Annotated in this window: 16 protein-coding genes; 10 read left to right on the top strand and 6 right to left on the bottom strand. The window is 66.9% G+C overall.

Going from position 1 to position 14,769, the window contains the following annotated elements; translation table 11 throughout:
- Window positions 1-67: 67 nt before the first annotated feature.
- From ACFWU5_RS19900 to ACFWU5_RS19915, 4 genes are read left to right on the top strand one after another with little or no spacing between them, the layout of a single operon-like run.
- The gene (locus ACFWU5_RS19900) at window positions 68-466 is read left to right on the top strand and encodes a YciI family protein (RefSeq protein WP_379245068.1); all 399 of its coding nucleotides are present in this window, start codon (window positions 68-70) and stop codon (window positions 464-466) included.
- Window positions 463-1,677, top strand: a complete 1,215-nt coding sequence (locus ACFWU5_RS19905; RefSeq protein ID WP_379268189.1) for an RNA polymerase sigma factor — start codon at window positions 463-465, stop codon at window positions 1,675-1,677. Before ACFWU5_RS19900 ends, ACFWU5_RS19905 begins: the two co-directional genes overlap by 4 nt.
- 44 nt (window positions 1,678-1,721) lie before the next feature.
- On the top strand, window positions 1,722-2,198 hold the full coding sequence (locus ACFWU5_RS19910) for an NUDIX domain-containing protein (RefSeq protein WP_379268190.1): 477 nt from the start codon (window positions 1,722-1,724) through the stop codon (window positions 2,196-2,198).
- Between the two features lie 30 nt (window positions 2,199-2,228).
- Window positions 2,229-2,660: a nitroreductase family deazaflavin-dependent oxidoreductase gene (locus ACFWU5_RS19915; RefSeq protein WP_379245062.1), complete on the top strand. Its 432-nt coding sequence runs from the start codon at window positions 2,229-2,231 to the stop codon at window positions 2,658-2,660.
- A gap of 160 nt (window positions 2,661-2,820) precedes the next feature.
- On the opposite strand, the gene ACFWU5_RS19920 is transcribed toward ACFWU5_RS19915, so the two are convergent.
- A complete protein-coding gene (locus tag ACFWU5_RS19920) occupies window positions 2,821-3,768 on the bottom strand; it encodes an AraC family transcriptional regulator (RefSeq protein WP_379268191.1) in 948 nt (315 codons plus the stop codon).
- A 120-nt stretch (window positions 3,769-3,888) separates the two neighbouring features.
- On the opposite strand from ACFWU5_RS19920, the gene ACFWU5_RS19925 reads away from it, so the two are divergent.
- Window positions 3,889-4,710, top strand: a complete 822-nt coding sequence (locus ACFWU5_RS19925) for an NAD(P)H-dependent oxidoreductase (RefSeq protein WP_379268192.1) — start codon at window positions 3,889-3,891, stop codon at window positions 4,708-4,710.
- Between the two features lie 181 nt (window positions 4,711-4,891).
- Here the strand turns inward: ACFWU5_RS19925 and ACFWU5_RS19930 are convergent, their stop codons facing one another.
- Complete coding sequence (locus ACFWU5_RS19930) at window positions 4,892-5,815, bottom strand: NAD(P)-binding domain-containing protein (RefSeq protein ID WP_379268193.1); 924 nt, start codon at window positions 5,813-5,815, stop codon at window positions 4,892-4,894.
- 21 nt (window positions 5,816-5,836) lie between these two features.
- On the opposite strand from ACFWU5_RS19930, the gene ACFWU5_RS19935 reads away from it, so the two are divergent.
- On the top strand, window positions 5,837-6,193 hold the full coding sequence (locus ACFWU5_RS19935; RefSeq protein ID WP_379268194.1) for a winged helix-turn-helix transcriptional regulator: 357 nt from the start codon (window positions 5,837-5,839) through the stop codon (window positions 6,191-6,193).
- Window positions 6,194-6,292: 99 nt separating this feature from the next.
- On the opposite strand, the gene ACFWU5_RS19940 is transcribed toward ACFWU5_RS19935, so the two are convergent.
- The gene (locus ACFWU5_RS19940) at window positions 6,293-7,129 is read right to left on the bottom strand and encodes a phosphoribosylaminoimidazolesuccinocarboxamide synthase (protein WP_379268195.1); all 837 of its coding nucleotides are present in this window, start codon (window positions 7,127-7,129) and stop codon (window positions 6,293-6,295) included.
- A 55-nt stretch (window positions 7,130-7,184) separates the two neighbouring features.
- Entirely contained in the window at window positions 7,185-7,577 is a 393-nt protein-coding gene (locus tag ACFWU5_RS19945; protein ID WP_379245052.1) for a hypothetical protein, read from the bottom strand.
- Window positions 7,578-7,762: 185 nt separating this feature from the next.
- On the opposite strand from ACFWU5_RS19945, the gene pepN reads away from it, so the two are divergent.
- From pepN to ACFWU5_RS19965, 4 genes are all read left to right on the top strand, one after another.
- On the top strand, window positions 7,763-10,354 hold the full coding sequence (gene pepN, locus ACFWU5_RS19950) for an aminopeptidase N (protein WP_379268196.1): 2,592 nt from the start codon (window positions 7,763-7,765) through the stop codon (window positions 10,352-10,354).
- Between the two features lie 250 nt (window positions 10,355-10,604).
- Window positions 10,605-11,210, top strand: coding sequence for a ClpP family protease (locus tag ACFWU5_RS19955; RefSeq protein WP_379245048.1), 606 nt, complete (start codon window positions 10,605-10,607; stop codon window positions 11,208-11,210).
- Window positions 11,207-11,392 (top strand): hypothetical protein, encoded by a 186-nt coding sequence (locus ACFWU5_RS19960; protein ID WP_379268197.1) that lies wholly within the window; start codon window positions 11,207-11,209, stop codon window positions 11,390-11,392. Before ACFWU5_RS19955 ends, ACFWU5_RS19960 begins: the two co-directional genes overlap by 4 nt.
- Entirely contained in the window at window positions 11,389-11,979 is a 591-nt protein-coding gene (locus tag ACFWU5_RS19965) for a ClpP family protease (RefSeq protein WP_379268198.1), read from the top strand. The genes ACFWU5_RS19960 and ACFWU5_RS19965 overlap by 4 nt, the downstream gene beginning before the upstream one ends.
- Before the next feature lie 252 nt (window positions 11,980-12,231).
- Here the strand turns inward: ACFWU5_RS19965 and ACFWU5_RS19970 are convergent, their stop codons facing one another.
- Complete coding sequence (locus ACFWU5_RS19970) at window positions 12,232-13,068, bottom strand: SDR family oxidoreductase (RefSeq protein WP_379268199.1); 837 nt, start codon at window positions 13,066-13,068, stop codon at window positions 12,232-12,234.
- Window positions 13,069-13,209: 141 nt separating this feature from the next.
- Window positions 13,210-14,685, bottom strand: a complete 1,476-nt coding sequence (locus ACFWU5_RS19975) for a flavin-containing monooxygenase (protein ID WP_379268200.1) — start codon at window positions 14,683-14,685, stop codon at window positions 13,210-13,212.
- Window positions 14,686-14,769: the final 84 nt, after the last annotated feature.

Raw genomic sequence — 14,769 nt, forward strand, 5'->3', positions numbered from 1 at the left:
AGACGGCTGATCGGCTCCGACCATCCATCGAGAGCGCCACCGGGGCGCACCGAGAAGGAGCCGGATCATGAAGTTCATGCTGGTCAAGACCTATGCAGACGCCGCCTACTGCACCACACCCTTCCCGGAGTGGGCACCCGAGGACATCGCCGCGCACATCGATTTCCAGCGCATGCTGGGCGAACAGCTCGCCGCGGCGGGCGAGCTCGTCGACGCCCAGGGCCTGGCAGGGCCCGACCAGGCGATGATCGTGTGCTCCGACGGCCGTTCGGCGCCGGTGGTGACCGACGGCCCGTTTCCCGAAACCAAGGAGTTCCTGGCCGGGTACTGGGTGATCGACGTCGATTCCGTCGAGCGCGCGGTCGAGATCGCCGCGCAGGCGTCGGCGGCGCCGGGCCCCGGCGGCAAGCCGATCGGCGAGTACATCGAAGTGCGCCAGATCATGAGCGCGCCCGAGGTGCAGTGACCGTACGCATCGAGGACCTGCTGCGAGAACTCTCGCCGCAGGTCCTCGGCATCTTGGTGCGCCGCTTCGGCGATTTCGACCTGGCCGAGGATTCGGTGCAGGAAGCCCTGCTGGCGGCGGCGACGCAATGGCAGCGTGACGGGCTGCCAGAGAATCCGCGTGGCTGGTTGATCCAGGTGGCACAGCGGCGCATGGCCGACTCGGTGCGGGCGGAGGCGGCTCGGCGGCGCAGGGAGACAACGGTTTTCGAACGGGATGTGCCTGTCGAACCGGTGGCGCGTGACGACACTCTCGACCTGTATTTCCTGTGCTGCCACCCCGACCTACCGCCCGCAGGGGCCGTCGCGCTGACGTTGCGTGCGGTTGGTGGATTGAGCACCGCCGAGATCGCCGCCGCGTTCCTGATTCCCGAAGCGACTATGGGACAACGTATTTCACGGGCAAAGAAGCGCCTGGCCGAATCAGATCGACCGTTCGCCGACGGGGCGCACGACAGCGCGCGGGTGGGTGCGGTGCTGCAGGTGCTGTACGTGATCTTCACCGAAGGCCACACCAGTACTTCGGGCGCGGGCTTGCGTCGCGCCGACCTGTCCGCCGAGGCGATCCGTCTCACGCGCACGTTACTTTCCCTATTGCCCGAAAATACCGAGGTGGCAAGCCTTCTCGCGCTGATGCTACTCACCGACGCCCGCCGAGCCGCCCGCTGCGGGCCCCACGGCGAACTGATCCCCCTCACCGAACAGGACCGCTCCCGCTGGGATCGCCCGCAGATCACAGAAGGCTTGCGGTTACTCACCGCGACCCTACCGGCGGGACTGACGGGGCAGTACCAACTTCAAGCCGCGATCGCGGGAGTGCACGCCGATGCCGCACGCGCTGAAGACACCGACTGGCCGCGAATCCTGCTGCTATACACCATGATCGAGCGCCTGTACCCCAACCCTATGGTCACCCTCAACCGCGCCGTCGCCACCGCGATGGTCCACGGACCGGCCGCCGGTCTCGCCGTAGCCGACACCGTCGCCGAACCGCTGTCGCGCTCCCATCGCCTCGCCGCCGTGCGCGGGCACCTGTACGAAATGGCGGGTGAGCGGGCTGCGGCCGTCGTCGAGTATCACCGCGCCGCCGAGCAGACGGCGAGCGCGCCCGAACGCGACTACTTGCTGTTGCGTGCCGCTCACCTGCGCGCGGCGACCGGTAATGACAGCTGACGCCGCGACCAGGTCACAGCACCGCGCCTGGCAGACTCACGGTCATGACGGACGTAATCAGTGCTGGCCTGCTCGTGTATCGCCGAGGCGAAGCCGGGGTCGAGGTGCTGCTCGGGCACATGGGCGGGCCGCTGTGGGCGAAGAAAGATGCGTCGGCGTGGTCGATTCCCAAGGGTGAGTTGGCGTCCGAGGAGGAGTCGGCGCGTGATGCGGCCGGCCGGGAGTTCACCGAGGAACTCGGGCTGCCCGCACCCGAGGGTGAGTGGGCCGAGCTCGGTCAGGTGACTTACCGCAGCGGGGCCAAGCGCAAGATCCTCAAGGTGTGGACCGTCGAGGGCGATCTCGACCCGGCCGACGTGGTGCCCGGCACCTTCGAGATGGAGTGGCCGCCGCGATCGGGGCAGGTCGCGGAATTCCCCGAGATCGACCGGGCGGAATGGTTCGATCTCGCCACCGCGGCGGAGAAGCTCGGCAAAGGCCAGCGGCCGTTCCTGAACCGCCTGGTGATCCAACTCGGGTGAGATCGGCGGCGGTGGGGGTAGATTCGCGGTATGCCCAGTGACCTGCAGCTGAAGATCATGAACGCCGTCCACCGCGCGTTGCTCACCGTGAGCGGCGGCCGCATCGGCACGTCGTTCATGGGAATGGCCTCCCTGGAACTGACCACGATCGGCCGCAAGTCCGGCACCCCACGCAAGTCCATGCTGACCGCGCCCGTCATCGACGGCGACACGATCGTCGTGGTCGCCTCGCGCGGTGGCGACGACACCCACCCGGCCTGGTTCCTGAACCTGCGCGACAACCCCGACGTCGAGGTCTCGCTGCGCAACGGGCCAGAGCGGCCGATGCTGGCCACCATCGCCACCCCCGAACAGCGCGCGCAGCTGTGGCCGCGTGTCGTCGCCGCGTACAAGGGCTACGGCGACTACCAGAAGAAGACCACCCGCGAGATCCCCCTGGTCCTGCTCACCCCACGAAACTGAGCCTGTGGCCTTTCCTCGGTCAGCCCGGCGCCGGTCCAGCCGCACGCTATGACTGAGTCGCCACGGTGCGATCCCCACAAGCGCAACTTTCCCCAGGCAGGCTCTCCACGAGTGGGCAACCTCGGGTCGGGCGCATCGTCCGCCCGGCACGAGGCGTCCGCTACACCCGCGCGGCCCGGAACTCGGTCGGGCTGGTCCCCCGCAAACGTTTGAATGCCGCGCTGAAGCCGAAGGCGTCGGAGTAGCCGACCGTGGTCGCCACCTGCGCGACGCTGCGGGCCGGGTCGGCGAGCAATTCCTCGGCTTCGGCCATCCGCCATTCGGTGAGGTAGGCCAGCGGCGGTTCGCCCATCACCTCGGTGAACCGTTTGGCGAACAGGGCGCGCGAGACCGCCGCCTCGGTGGCCAGGCTCGCCACGGTCCAGCGGTCGAACGGCCGATCATGGATGGCAGTCAGGGCAGGCCCGACCACCGGATCGGCCATGCCCCGATACCAGGCGGGCGCGCAATGTTGCTGTTCGGACAGCCAGGACCGCAGCGTGCAGACCAGTGCCCAGTCCAGCAGCCGGTCCATCAGTGCCTGCGAGCCCGCGCTCATGCGGACCGCGTCGGCGGCGGATTGTTCCAGCCACCGGCACATTTCGGGGTCTTCGTGCACGACCATCACCTGCGGTAGCGCGCGCAGCAACCGTTCATGACGCCGTCCCGACGCGCGGTAGGCGCCGACGAGCAACGAAGTCTCCCCTGGCACACCAGTTCTCGTCGGTACCTCGATCAATTCCGGTGTCGCGCAGGTGAAATCGGCGGGGCCGAAGCCGTCGGGCACGAAGCAGGACAATTCGTAGCGCTCGTGCGGGCGGTCCAGCGCGGCGGGCGTATCGGCGAGATGGAACGGATCACCGGCCTGCACCAGCGCGGTATCGCCCGCGACCAGACTCGTGCGCGATCCATCGGCGAGCACCAACGTGCCGCCGCCACGCAGCACCGTCACCATGATCAGCGGCGCCCGGTCGGCGAAGCGAATCGTCCACGGCGGGCGCAGCACCGCATGGGCCACGACCGATCCTTCGGCACGAATGCCGCTCAGCAACGAACTCAACGGGTCCACTCCCCCAGCATAGACGAATTCCTATCGACCGGAGATGATCACCCATAGATCGTCCACATGATTCGCGGTTGACTGAACACATCGGGCCGAACAGCCCGCATCACCGAACAGGAGCCCACCGTGACCCAGTCCGCCGCCACCACGACTGCCACCGCCGAACTGACCACCACCGACTCCTCGACACCGGGCACGTCGCCGGCCACCCTCGACACGGCGACGCATCATGCCGCCCAGCCCACCACCACTGCGCCGACCAGCGGTGAGCCCAACGCCGAGCAGTCCGCACCGACCGCACTCGTCGTTCTCGGCCACCATCGCGCCGACTCGCTGTCGGCCCATATCGCCGCCAAGGCCGTCGACCGGCTCACCGCAGCCGGCTACGCCATCGACTACCTCGACCTGCAGGCGGAGAACTTCGACCCGCGCATGACCGTGGCCGACCAGCCCGAGTGGGGCAACCGCGACAAGCAGTACTCCCCCGACGCCGAAGCCCACATGCAGCGAATCCTGGCCGCCCAGGTCGTGGTCGTGGTGTTCCCGGTCTACTGGCAGAGCGTGCCCGCCCTGCTCAAAGGGTGGATCGACCGCATCTGGAACTACGGTTTCGCCTACGGCCGCAGCAAGCCACGTCTGGCGGGCAAGCGCATTCTGTGGCTCGGATTGGCCGGGGCGACAGCCGATGACGCGATCCTCCCCGGCATGCAACAGCTACTGGAAGCCCAGCTCAACGAGGGTCTGGCCTACTACAGCGGTTTCGCGGAGTCCCGAGTCGGCCTACTCCCCGATGCCGAGGAGCAGCCCCAAAGTATCGATGCCGCAGGCAATCTCGTGATCGGCGAGGCGATCAGCGGCGACGCGCGCACCACCCACTACGCCGCCTTCGACGCGAAAGCCGAGGCCTTCGTCGACGACTTGCTCGCCGTCGACCTCGTCAACGCCTGAACCACAGTCACGCAGGGACCGGTCCCCGCGCGCTCACCCGTTGCGACGACGTCGCAACCCGGCGTAATCGACCAATCTGCCGCCACCACAGTCGGAAAAGCGACTATGCGGCGCCGTTCTGGTCGATTACGCCGGTCGGATCCGGCAAGTGGCTACGGGCCATCGACGGCAAGGCGACCAGTCACAGGCCGGTGAGGTTGTGGCGCAGCACTCGGTAGAGCTCGGTGGGGTTGCCGGATTCGGCGGCGGACTTGTCGATCAGGTCGATGGCGGCGGCGGTGAACTCGTCGCTTTGGGGCTGCACATAGTCCGCCGGGTTGTCGATGCCGGGGGCGTATCCCGCGAGCAGGTTCGCCATCGCCTGCAGGAACGGCCCCATCAACTCGGCAAGGCGCGCAGCCGAGCCGCCGGTGGCGTGAACCATCGCACCACCCTGGCGGAACGCGGCGAACATGGCGTACATGCCGCCCAGGATCGAGACGTCGTACATGGCGGCGGCGCCCAGATCCTCGCCGACGAACTCGGCACGACCGAACAACTCCAGCACCGCACGGAACCGCTCGAACCCCGCGGCCGCACCGCTGTACAGCACGAAAGCCGCAGGCCCACCGATCATTTCGGGCACGGCCATGATCCCGCCGTCGATCAGCTCGACCTCGTTCGCGTCAGCCCAGCGCCCCAGCGAGCGCGCCTGCTCCGGCGAGGTGGTGGTCAGGTTCACCACGACCTTCCCGCGGACCTGGTCCGCGGCGGGCTCGAGGTGTTCGCGTACTGCGGCGTCGTCGAGCACGCACAGGATCACCAGGTCCGACGCCGCCATCGCCTGCGCGGAGGTCGCCGCGAGCTTCGCACCGTCGGCCACCACGGCGTCGGCCCGCGCCGCAGTACGGTTCCACACCGTCACCTCGTGGCCGCCCGCCAGCAACGCCTTCGCCAGCGCGGTGCCCATCGCCCCGAGTCCGATCACCGAAACATGCTGTGCCGAAGTCTGATTGGGCATTGTTCTCCTAGTCCCGAAGCTCTTCGCTGCCGATCGGCAACGCCCTCCTAGAATCGCCGGTTGCACTACACTCGACAAGTACCGACTATCAAGTGCAATACCCACCTAAAAGTAAGTAAGGCGAGCATGAAGCAGCGAGAGCGTCCGTATTCCTGCGGTATCGACGCCGCGTTGGACGTCGTGGGCGGCAAATGGAAAGCCCTGATCCTGTGGGCCCTGTCCACCGGCACCCAACGCTTCGGCGACCTGAAACGCCTGGTCCCCGGCGTGACCGAGAAAATGCTGATCCAGCAGCTGCGCGAACTCGAGCACGACGGCATCATCGCCCGCGAGGTCTACGCGCAGGTGCCCCCGAAGGTGGAGTACTCGCTCACCGAACGCGGGGTGTCACTCAACGCGGCGCTGGTCACGCTCGGCGCGTGGGGCAACGAGAACATGGTCCATATCTGCGCGGTCAAAGGTGTTGAGGCCCCCGTGCACTGACACGACACTCCAACACATCTGCGCGGTCAAAGGTGTCGAGGCACCCGTGCACTGACGTGGTGGATATCGGGTGCGGCGCCGGCTCGGCGCCGCGTCGGATCAAGCCTGGATTCCGGCCCATTTCTGACCGGTGATCAGCTCATAAGCCTGTTCGTACTTGCGGCGAGTTCCCTCGACGACATCAGCGGGGATCTCGGGCCCCGGGTATTCCTTGTTCCACCCGGTGGAGGTCGACCAGTCGCGCACGAACTGCTTGTCGAAGGAGGCCTGCGGACGACCCGGCTCCCAGTCGTCAGCAGGCCAGAACCGCGAGGAATCCGACGTCAGCACCTCGTCACCGAGAGTGAGAACCTCACCGTCCCAACCGAATTCGACCTTCGTATCGGCGACGATCACACCCGCCTTCGCCGCATGCTCGGCCCCCCGCGAGTAGATCTCCAGCGTGAGATCACGCAACTTCTCCGCCACCTCACGACCTTCCTGATTCACCACATCGGCGAAACTGATCGCCTCGTCATGCCCCTCGGAAGCCTTGGTCGACGGCGTGAAAATCGGCTCGGGCAGCTTGTCGCCGTCACGCAGCCCCGCGGGCAGAGCGATCCCGGAAACGGTCCCCGACCGCTCGTACTCCTTGAGACCGGACCCCGTCAGATACCCGCGCGCGATGCATTCCACCGACAGCATCTTCAACGGCTTCACCCGAATCCCCCGCCCCGCGAACTCCGCGGGCACATCGGTCGCGGACACCACATGATTCGGAATCCCCGTGAAGTACTCGAACCACCAGTTCGACAACTGCGTCAGCAACGCACCCTTGTCCGGAATCGGCGTCGGCAACACCACGTCATAGACCGAAACCCGATCCGACGCGACGAGCAGCAAGGTATCGCCGTCCTCATAGAGGTCGCGAACTTTCCCCGCGTGCACATGCTTCACCGTGGGCCTCCGAATCCGTGGAACCGAACCTGTCGTGGGCAAACGATACCGTCGCCTATTCCGCGACCATCAGCGTGGCACCGGCGACGAGCGCGATGAAGCTGGCCGCACCCGCCACCACGGGCAGGTACTTGATCGGAATGAAGAACAGCGACGACGACGGCGCGTACTCGATCGGCTCCCCGGTCTCGGGATGGGTCACCGCGACCATGGTCGCGCCGTCGGCACTGACGACCTCCAGACGACGAGGCTTCTCCAGCCCGTCGATCAGGTACCACAGCAGCGCCCACACCACGGTGACAATCAGCGCGTTCACCCCGAACAACAGGAACGCGCCCGCGCCGCGCACCGGCCCACCGATCAACGCCTCCTCGGCCGCGAGCGCGGGCAAGATCACCACCGGGATGAGCAGAAAGAACAAGATTCCCCAGCGGGTCCAGACGATCACGAGATTCCCTACGAGCGTGGCACCAGCGCGCCGATCGAGCGACCACGATCGTTCGTGGTCATCGGGAATGTACTCGGCTGACCAGGAGCCGACACCACCGCGCCGATAACTCGCGCGCGCCGCCGTGGCGAGGGTGGCATTGTGGACGCCGAAGAGCCGTGTTCGTCGAAGAGCGAAGGAGATCAATGTCTGCCCCGAATCTCACCCGCGATCAAGCGGTCGAGCGTGCCGCCGTGGTGGCTGTGCGGAACTACCAGATCGAACTCGACCTCACCGATCAGCCGCGTGGTGCGGGGTCTGAGGTGTCGGACGCGTTCGGATCGAAGACCACCGTTACCTTCACCGCTACGCCCGGTGCGAGCACGTTCATCGATCTGGTCGCGCTGCGAGTGCGGTCCGCGGTGCTCAATGGGGTTGCCCTCGACGTGAGCGCCTACGACGAGTCGACCGGGATCGCGCTGGCGGGCCTGGCCGAGGACAACGAACTGATTGTCGAGGCCGAGTGCGAGTACTCGCACACCGGTGAGGGTTTGCACCGGTTCGTCGATCCGACCGACGACAAGGTGTACCTGTATTCGCAGTTCGAGACCGCCGATGCCAAGCGGATGTTCGCCTGCTTCGATCAGCCCGACCTCAAGGCCACCTTCGACGTCGTGGCTACCGCGCCCGACGACTGGGAAGTCATTTCCAATGGCGCCGAGGTCGAGCAGGAGAAGATCGGCGCGGTCGTGCGTCACACCTTCGCCACCACGCCGCGGATGAGCACCTACCTGGTCGCGTTGATCGCTGGGCCGTACGCGAAGTGGACCGACACGTTCAGCGATGCCAGCGGTGAGATCCCACTGGGGCTGTACTGCCGTGCGTCGCTGGCCGAACACATGGACGCCGAACGGCTGTTCACCGAGACCAAGCAGGGTTTCGAGTTCTACCACAACAACTTCGGCGTGCCCTACGCGTTCGGCAAGTACGACCAGCTGTTCGTGCCGGAGTTCAACGCGGGCGCGATGGAGAACGCGGGCGCGGTCACCTATCTCGAGGATTATGTGTTCCGGTCCAAGGTGACCCGCGCGTCCTACGAGCGTCGCGCGGAGACCGTGCTGCACGAGATGGCGCACATGTGGTTCGGCGATCTGGTCACCATGAAGTGGTGGGACGACCTGTGGTTGAACGAGTCGTTCGCGACCTTCGCCTCGGTGCTGTGCCAGGCCGAGGCCACCGAATACACCAGTGCCTGGACCACTTTCGCGAATGTGGAGAAGTCCTGGGCCTACCGTCAGGACCAGCTGCCCTCGACCCACCCGATCGCCGCCGACATCCCCGACCTGCACGCGGTGGAGGTCAACTTCGACGGAATCACTTACGCCAAGGGCGCTTCGGTGCTCAAGCAGCTGGTGGCCTACGTCGGACTGGAGCCGTTCCTGGCCGGTCTGCGTGACTACTTCGCCGAACATGCTTACGGCAACGCCACTTTCGACGATCTGCTCGCCGCGCTGGAGAAGGCGTCGGGCCGCGATCTGTCGGATTGGGGCGCGCAGTGGCTCAAGACCACCGGCCTGAACATCCTGCGCCCCGATTTCACTGTCGCCGACGACGGCACCTTCTCGAGCTTCGCGGTCGTGCAGGAAGGCGCCGCGCCCGGCGCGGGGGAGTACCGCGTGCACCGGATCGCGATCGGCGTCTACGACGATGTCGACGGAAAGTTGGTGCGCACCAAGCGAGTCGAGCTCGACCTCGACGCCGCCCCGCGCACCGAGGTGCCCGAACTGGTCGGCGTGCCGCGCGGTGCGCTGGTGCTGGTCAACGACGACGACCTCACCTACTGCTCGCTGCGTCTGGACCCCGAATCCCTGGACGTGGTCGTGCAGCGAGTGGGTGACATCGCCGACTCCCTGCCGCGCACCCTCGCCTGGTCCGCCGCCTGGGAGATGACCCGGCAGGCCGAGATGAAGGCCCGCGATTTCGTCGCGCTCGTGCAGCGCGGCATCGGCTCCGAAACCGAGATCGGCGTGGTGCAGCGCCTGCTCATGCAGGCCAACACCGCCATCGCCAGCTACGCCGATCCCGCGTGGGCCGACGCGGAGGGCTGGCCGGGATTCGCCGACCGGCTGCTCGAACTGGCCCGCGACGCCGAGGCCGGTTCGGACCACCAGTTGGCCTTCGTCAACGCGCTGACCGGCTCGAAGCTGGAAGCCCGCCACCTCGACGTGCTGGCGCAACTGCTCGACGGCGACCCCGCCGCGGCCGGCCTGGCCGGCCTCACCATCGACACCGACCTGCGCTGGCGCGTGGTCACCGCGCTGGCAGCAGGCGGCCGCATCGACGCCGACGGCCTCGAAACCCCCACCATCGACGCCGAACTCCAGCGCGACCCCACCGCCGCAGGCAAGCGCCAAGCGGCCACCGCCGCCACCGCTCGCCCGATCCCCGAGGCCAAAGCCAAGGCCTGGAACACCGTGATGGCCGACGACTCCGTCCCCAACATCACCGCCCGCGCCATCGTCGGCGGCTTCGCCCCCGCAGGCCAAGGCGAACTGCTGGCACCGTACGTGGACAAGTACTTCGCCGACATCCCCGCAGTCTGGGACCGCCGCTCGAGCGAAGTAGCCCAAACAGTGGTCATCGGCCTGTACCCCCATTGGGCAATCACCGAAGAAGCGGTAACCAAAGCCGACGAGTTCCTCGCAGGCAACCACCCACCGGCCCTGTACCGCCTGGTCTCCGAAGGCCGCTCCGGCATCGAACGCTCCCTCCGCGCAAGAGAATTCGACGCCAAGTAGGTAACTGGACCCGAGAGCCCGGTGCTGCGACTTCGCACACCGGGCTCTCGGCCGTATCCGCGGCCCGCACCCGGCGCAATCACACACTTCGTCGCCTTACAGTCAGAAAACTGATTCTCGGCAGGCCGATTGCGTGATTACGCCGGGTTCGACGGCTAGGCGCGACGTGAAGTCGGCTCGCTGCCGTGAGCAGATCTGCTGAGGGCAGCGATCGCGGCGAAACATGGTGTCCGCGAGGCACCGTGGACTCATGGCACACGACGACAAGACCCCGATGTTCACCTGGCGAGCCCGCGAACAACTGTTCGCCCGCCGCATCCTCGTCCTCGACGGCCCCCTCGACGACGACAACGGCACCCTGCTCATCACCCAACTACTCACCCTGGGCGCCCAAAGCCCCGAAGCCGGCATCTCCCTGTGGATCCACTCCCCCGGCGGGTCCGTCCCGTCGATGCTGGCGATCCGCGATGTGATGCGCCTCGTCCCCTGCGAAGTCTCCACTCTTGCCCTCGGATTGGCCTGCAGCGCAGGACAATTCCTGCTCTCCGCCGGCGCACCCGGCAAGCGCTACGCCCTCCCGCACGCCCGCGTCCTCATGCACCAGGGTTCGGCGGGGATCGGCGGCAGCGCGGTCGAGGTCGAGGTCCAGGCCGACGACCTGCGCTACACCGTCGACACCGTGCTCGGTTTGATCGCCGCCGACACCGGCCAACCCTTCGACCGCATCTACGAGGACTCCCTGCACGACCGCTGGTTCACCGCACCCCAGGCACTGGAATACGGGTTCATCGACCACATCGTCGAATCGTTCGATCAGGTCGTGCCCAACCGTCACCGCATCGGAATCACCGCATGAGAAACACTGCCGCACACAGGTTCCCGTCGCTGGTACGCAAGGTACTCGCTGCCACGCACCGCGAGCGCGGCCCACAGCGCGGGGTGGGCATCGTCGCCTCGGTGCCGTTCGGTGGCGGACTCGCCGCAGCGGACCTCCCGTACTCCACGTCGTTCAGCTACCTCCGGAAGGCCAGCGCATGACCTACACGATCCCCAACGTGGTGTCACAGCACCCCGGCGGCGGTGAGCGGATCACCGACATCTACTCACACCTGCTCAGCGAACGCATCGTCTACCTGGGCACCCCCATCGACTCCGGCGTAGCCAACGCCCTCATCGCCCAACTCCTGCACCTGGAATCCGACAGCCCCGGCCAGGCGATCAGCCTCTACATCAACTGCGAAGGCGGCGACCTGTCCGCCATGCTTGCGGTCTACGACACCATGCGCTTCATCAAAGCCCCCGTGCACACCACGTGCGTCGGCCAGGCGATCGCGGTCGGCGCGGTCCTGCTCGCAGGCGGCGCCCCCGGACACCGCGCGATGCTGCCCCACACCCGAATCGTGTTGCACCAGCCCGCAACTCGCGGCCAGGGCACCATCCCCGACCTGATCCTGCAGGCCGACGAAATCGTACGCATGCGCGCGTCGATCGAGGCGATCCTGTCCAGGCACACCGGCCAAACCCCGGAAACCCTGCGCCGCGACACCGACCGCGACCGCGTGTTCACCGCCGAGACCGCCCTGGAATACGGCCTGGTCGACCAGGTCCTGCACGAACGGGAGTGAGCGGCCGCAACTCGAAGAGACGGTTCGGCGGCGGGCGTGCTCGACGGAGTCGGACTCGATCCCTTCCACGCCGACGCCGACGCCATCGGACTGCAGTGACCCGATTCGGCCTCACGCGTCCGGTCGACGTCGAGCTTGTCCGGCGTAATCGACCACTTCAGCCGTGTTCAGTCGAAAATATCGACTCGGACGCGACGAAGTGGTCGATTACGCCGGGCGCAGGCGGTCCTGCTTGGCGCGACTACTCGACACTCACTGCTTTTCGATGCGATCCAGGTAGACCCGACGCACATCGTCGTCCACCCGCGAGATCGCGGCGTCATCGTGAGCCACCTTGCGGAAGGCCCGCATGACCGGCCCCGGGATGAGCCCGTGCGCGTTCGCCAACACCCCGACATACCCGGGAACCGACGTCTCGCCCGCCCGAGTCTTCACCGTGCGCACCACCGCGGCGGCGATGTCCTCGGGGTCCACCGTGGGCAGGAAACCCAGGTCGATGCCGGAGCTGAGCTCGGTGCGCACCGCCGACGGCAGCACCGTGCTCACGCTGACGCCGGTACCTTCCATCTCGAGGCGGGTGGCCGCGGTCAGACCGACCACCGCGAACTTGCTGGCGTTGTACACAGCCAAACCCTGCAGTGGGAACTTGCCCGCCAGCGACGCCACGTTCACCACGTGCCCGCACCCGCGCTCGACCATGCCGGGCAGCGCCAGGCGCATGCCGTGGATGACGCCGTAGACGTTGACGTCCATGGTGAGCTGGTCGATCCGGTCGGACTGTTCCAGGAACGCCCCGTTGGGCATCACGCCGGCGTTGTTCACCAGCACGTCCAGCGGCAGCCCGCGCCACTGTGCCGCGGCGTCGAGAAATGTTGCGTACGAGGACTTGTCGGTCACGTCGAGAGCGTGACCCATCGCGTGATCACCGAGGTCGGCGGCGGCTTGCACGGCCAACGCTTCGTCGAGGTCGCCGAGCGCCACGTACGCGCCGGCTTCTATGAAGGCTTTGGCCGTGGCCAGTCCGATGCCACGGGCGGCACCGGTGATCGCGATGGTGGCGCCTTCGAGGTCGATCCGTGGGTAGTTCATGTCGTGGCCTCTCGTCGAGTACGTACGTGCGCGACCGAGCAGGTAGCGCGAGTGGAAACGACCGGTATCTCGGCGAGATCGATCGGAGGACTGCTCATGGCGTGGTGACCCGGTTTCGCGGGTAGGTCGTGCGCACGGCACTCATGCGGAGACTGCCGCGGCGTGGGTGATGGTGAAGTCGGCGGGGTCGAACGTGCTCACGCGGGAGGTGAGTTCGCCGGTGGACCAGGGCCAGCTGAAGCTGTTGCGGCCGTTGACGTCCATGTAGTAGCTGCGGCAGCCGCCGGCGTTGTAGACGGTGGTCGCCAGCGCTTCCTGCACCTGGTCGACGTAGCCCGACTGCACCTCGGGGCGCACGTCCAGGGCCGCCCAGCCTTCGCGACGGGCGGCGGAGATGGCCGAGGTCAGGTAGGCCACCTGGGCTTCGAGGATGGCGAACGCCGACGAGTGCCCGGTGCCCAAGCTGGGGCCCAGCACCGTGAACGAGTTGGGGAACCCGGTGGTGACGGTGCCCAGATAGGCCTCGGGCGAGCCCTTCCAGTGCTGCGCCATAGTGCGGCCGTCAGCGCCGACCACCACGTCCGACAGTGGGGAGTCCAGGATGTGGAAGCCGGTGCCGAGAATGACGGCGTCGACTTCGGCGGTGGTGCCGTCGGCGCCGACCACGGTGTTGCCCCGGAATTCGCGCACCGCGGTGGCGTGCACGTCGACGTTGTCACGGGTCAGCGACTGAAGATAGTTGTTGGAGAACAGGATTCGCTTGCAGCCCAGCAGGTAGTCCGGCGTGAGCTTGGCGCGCAGTTCCGGATCACGCACCACCGCACGCAGATACGCCGAACCGATGGACTGCACGACCTGCATCAGCGGACGCGGATGCCGGAACGCGACACCCAGACCCTCCATCATGCCGTATTCGAGCGAGCGCAAAACCTTGTGCGCGAACGGGATTCGTCGCATCACCCGCTTCTCGACGTTGGGCACGCGATGGTCGGGCTTGGGCAGCACCCACTGCGCGGTGCGCTGGAACAGGTGCAGCTGGGCGACGTCGGGCGCGATCGCGGGCACGAACTGCACCGCCGACGCACCGGACCCGACCACCGCGACACGCTTGCCGCGCAGGTCGTAGTCGTGATTCCAACGGGCGGAGTGGAACACCTCGCCGGGGAAGTCGGCGAGGCCGGGGATCGACGGCAGGTTCGGTTCGTTCCACGGGCCCGCCGCCGACACCACGAAACGCGCCGTCATCTCACCCTGGTCGGTTTCGACACGCCACAGGTTCGCGGCGCCGTCCCACCGGGTGCCCACCACCGAAACGCCGAAGCGGGTGCGTTCGACCAGCCCGTGCTCACGCGCGACCTTGTCCACGTACTCGAGGATCTCCGGCTGGGTCGCGAACAGCCGCGACCATTCACTGTTGGGCGCGAAGGAGAACGAGTACAGCCCCGACGGCACATCGCACGCGCAACCCGGGTAGGTGTTGGCCCGCCAGGTGCCGCCGTACGCGTGCGCCTTCTCCACGATCACGACATCGTCGATGCCCGCATCGGCCAGTTTGATCGCGGCGGCGATGCCGGAAATGCCGGCTCCGATCACGATTACTTCGTGGTGCACGGTCATCAGATTTCTCCTTCGAGCGAAACAGAGCCAACGGCGTGAGCGCGCGAGAAACGCACGGCCTCAACACAACTGGTCGAAACTTGG

It is taken from the genome of Nocardia sp. NPDC058640 (assembly GCF_042716995.1).
Taxonomy (GTDB): domain Bacteria; phylum Actinomycetota; class Actinomycetes; order Mycobacteriales; family Mycobacteriaceae; genus Nocardia.

Coding starts and splice junctions, on each gene's coding strand:
- ACFWU5_RS19960 (WP_379268197.1), top strand. CDS start 11,207: ATGAGAAACACTGCCGCACACAGGTTCCCGTCGCTGGTACGCAAGGTA.
- pepN (WP_379268196.1), top strand. CDS start 7,763: ATGTCTGCCCCGAATCTCACCCGCGATCAAGCGGTCGAGCGTGCCGCC.
- ACFWU5_RS19900 (WP_379245068.1), top strand. CDS start 68: ATGAAGTTCATGCTGGTCAAGACCTATGCAGACGCCGCCTACTGCACC.
- ACFWU5_RS19955 (WP_379245048.1), top strand. CDS start 10,605: ATGGCACACGACGACAAGACCCCGATGTTCACCTGGCGAGCCCGCGAA.
- ACFWU5_RS19910 (WP_379268190.1), top strand. CDS start 1,722: ATGACGGACGTAATCAGTGCTGGCCTGCTCGTGTATCGCCGAGGCGAA.
- ACFWU5_RS19915 (WP_379245062.1), top strand. CDS start 2,229: ATGCCCAGTGACCTGCAGCTGAAGATCATGAACGCCGTCCACCGCGCG.
- ACFWU5_RS19970 (WP_379268199.1), bottom strand. CDS start 13,068: ATGAACTACCCACGGATCGACCTCGAAGGCGCCACCATCGCGATCACC.
- ACFWU5_RS19975 (WP_379268200.1), bottom strand. CDS start 14,685: ATGACCGTGCACCACGAAGTAATCGTGATCGGAGCCGGCATTTCCGGC.
- ACFWU5_RS19965 (WP_379268198.1), top strand. CDS start 11,389: ATGACCTACACGATCCCCAACGTGGTGTCACAGCACCCCGGCGGCGGT.
- ACFWU5_RS19935 (WP_379268194.1), top strand. CDS start 5,837: ATGAAGCAGCGAGAGCGTCCGTATTCCTGCGGTATCGACGCCGCGTTG.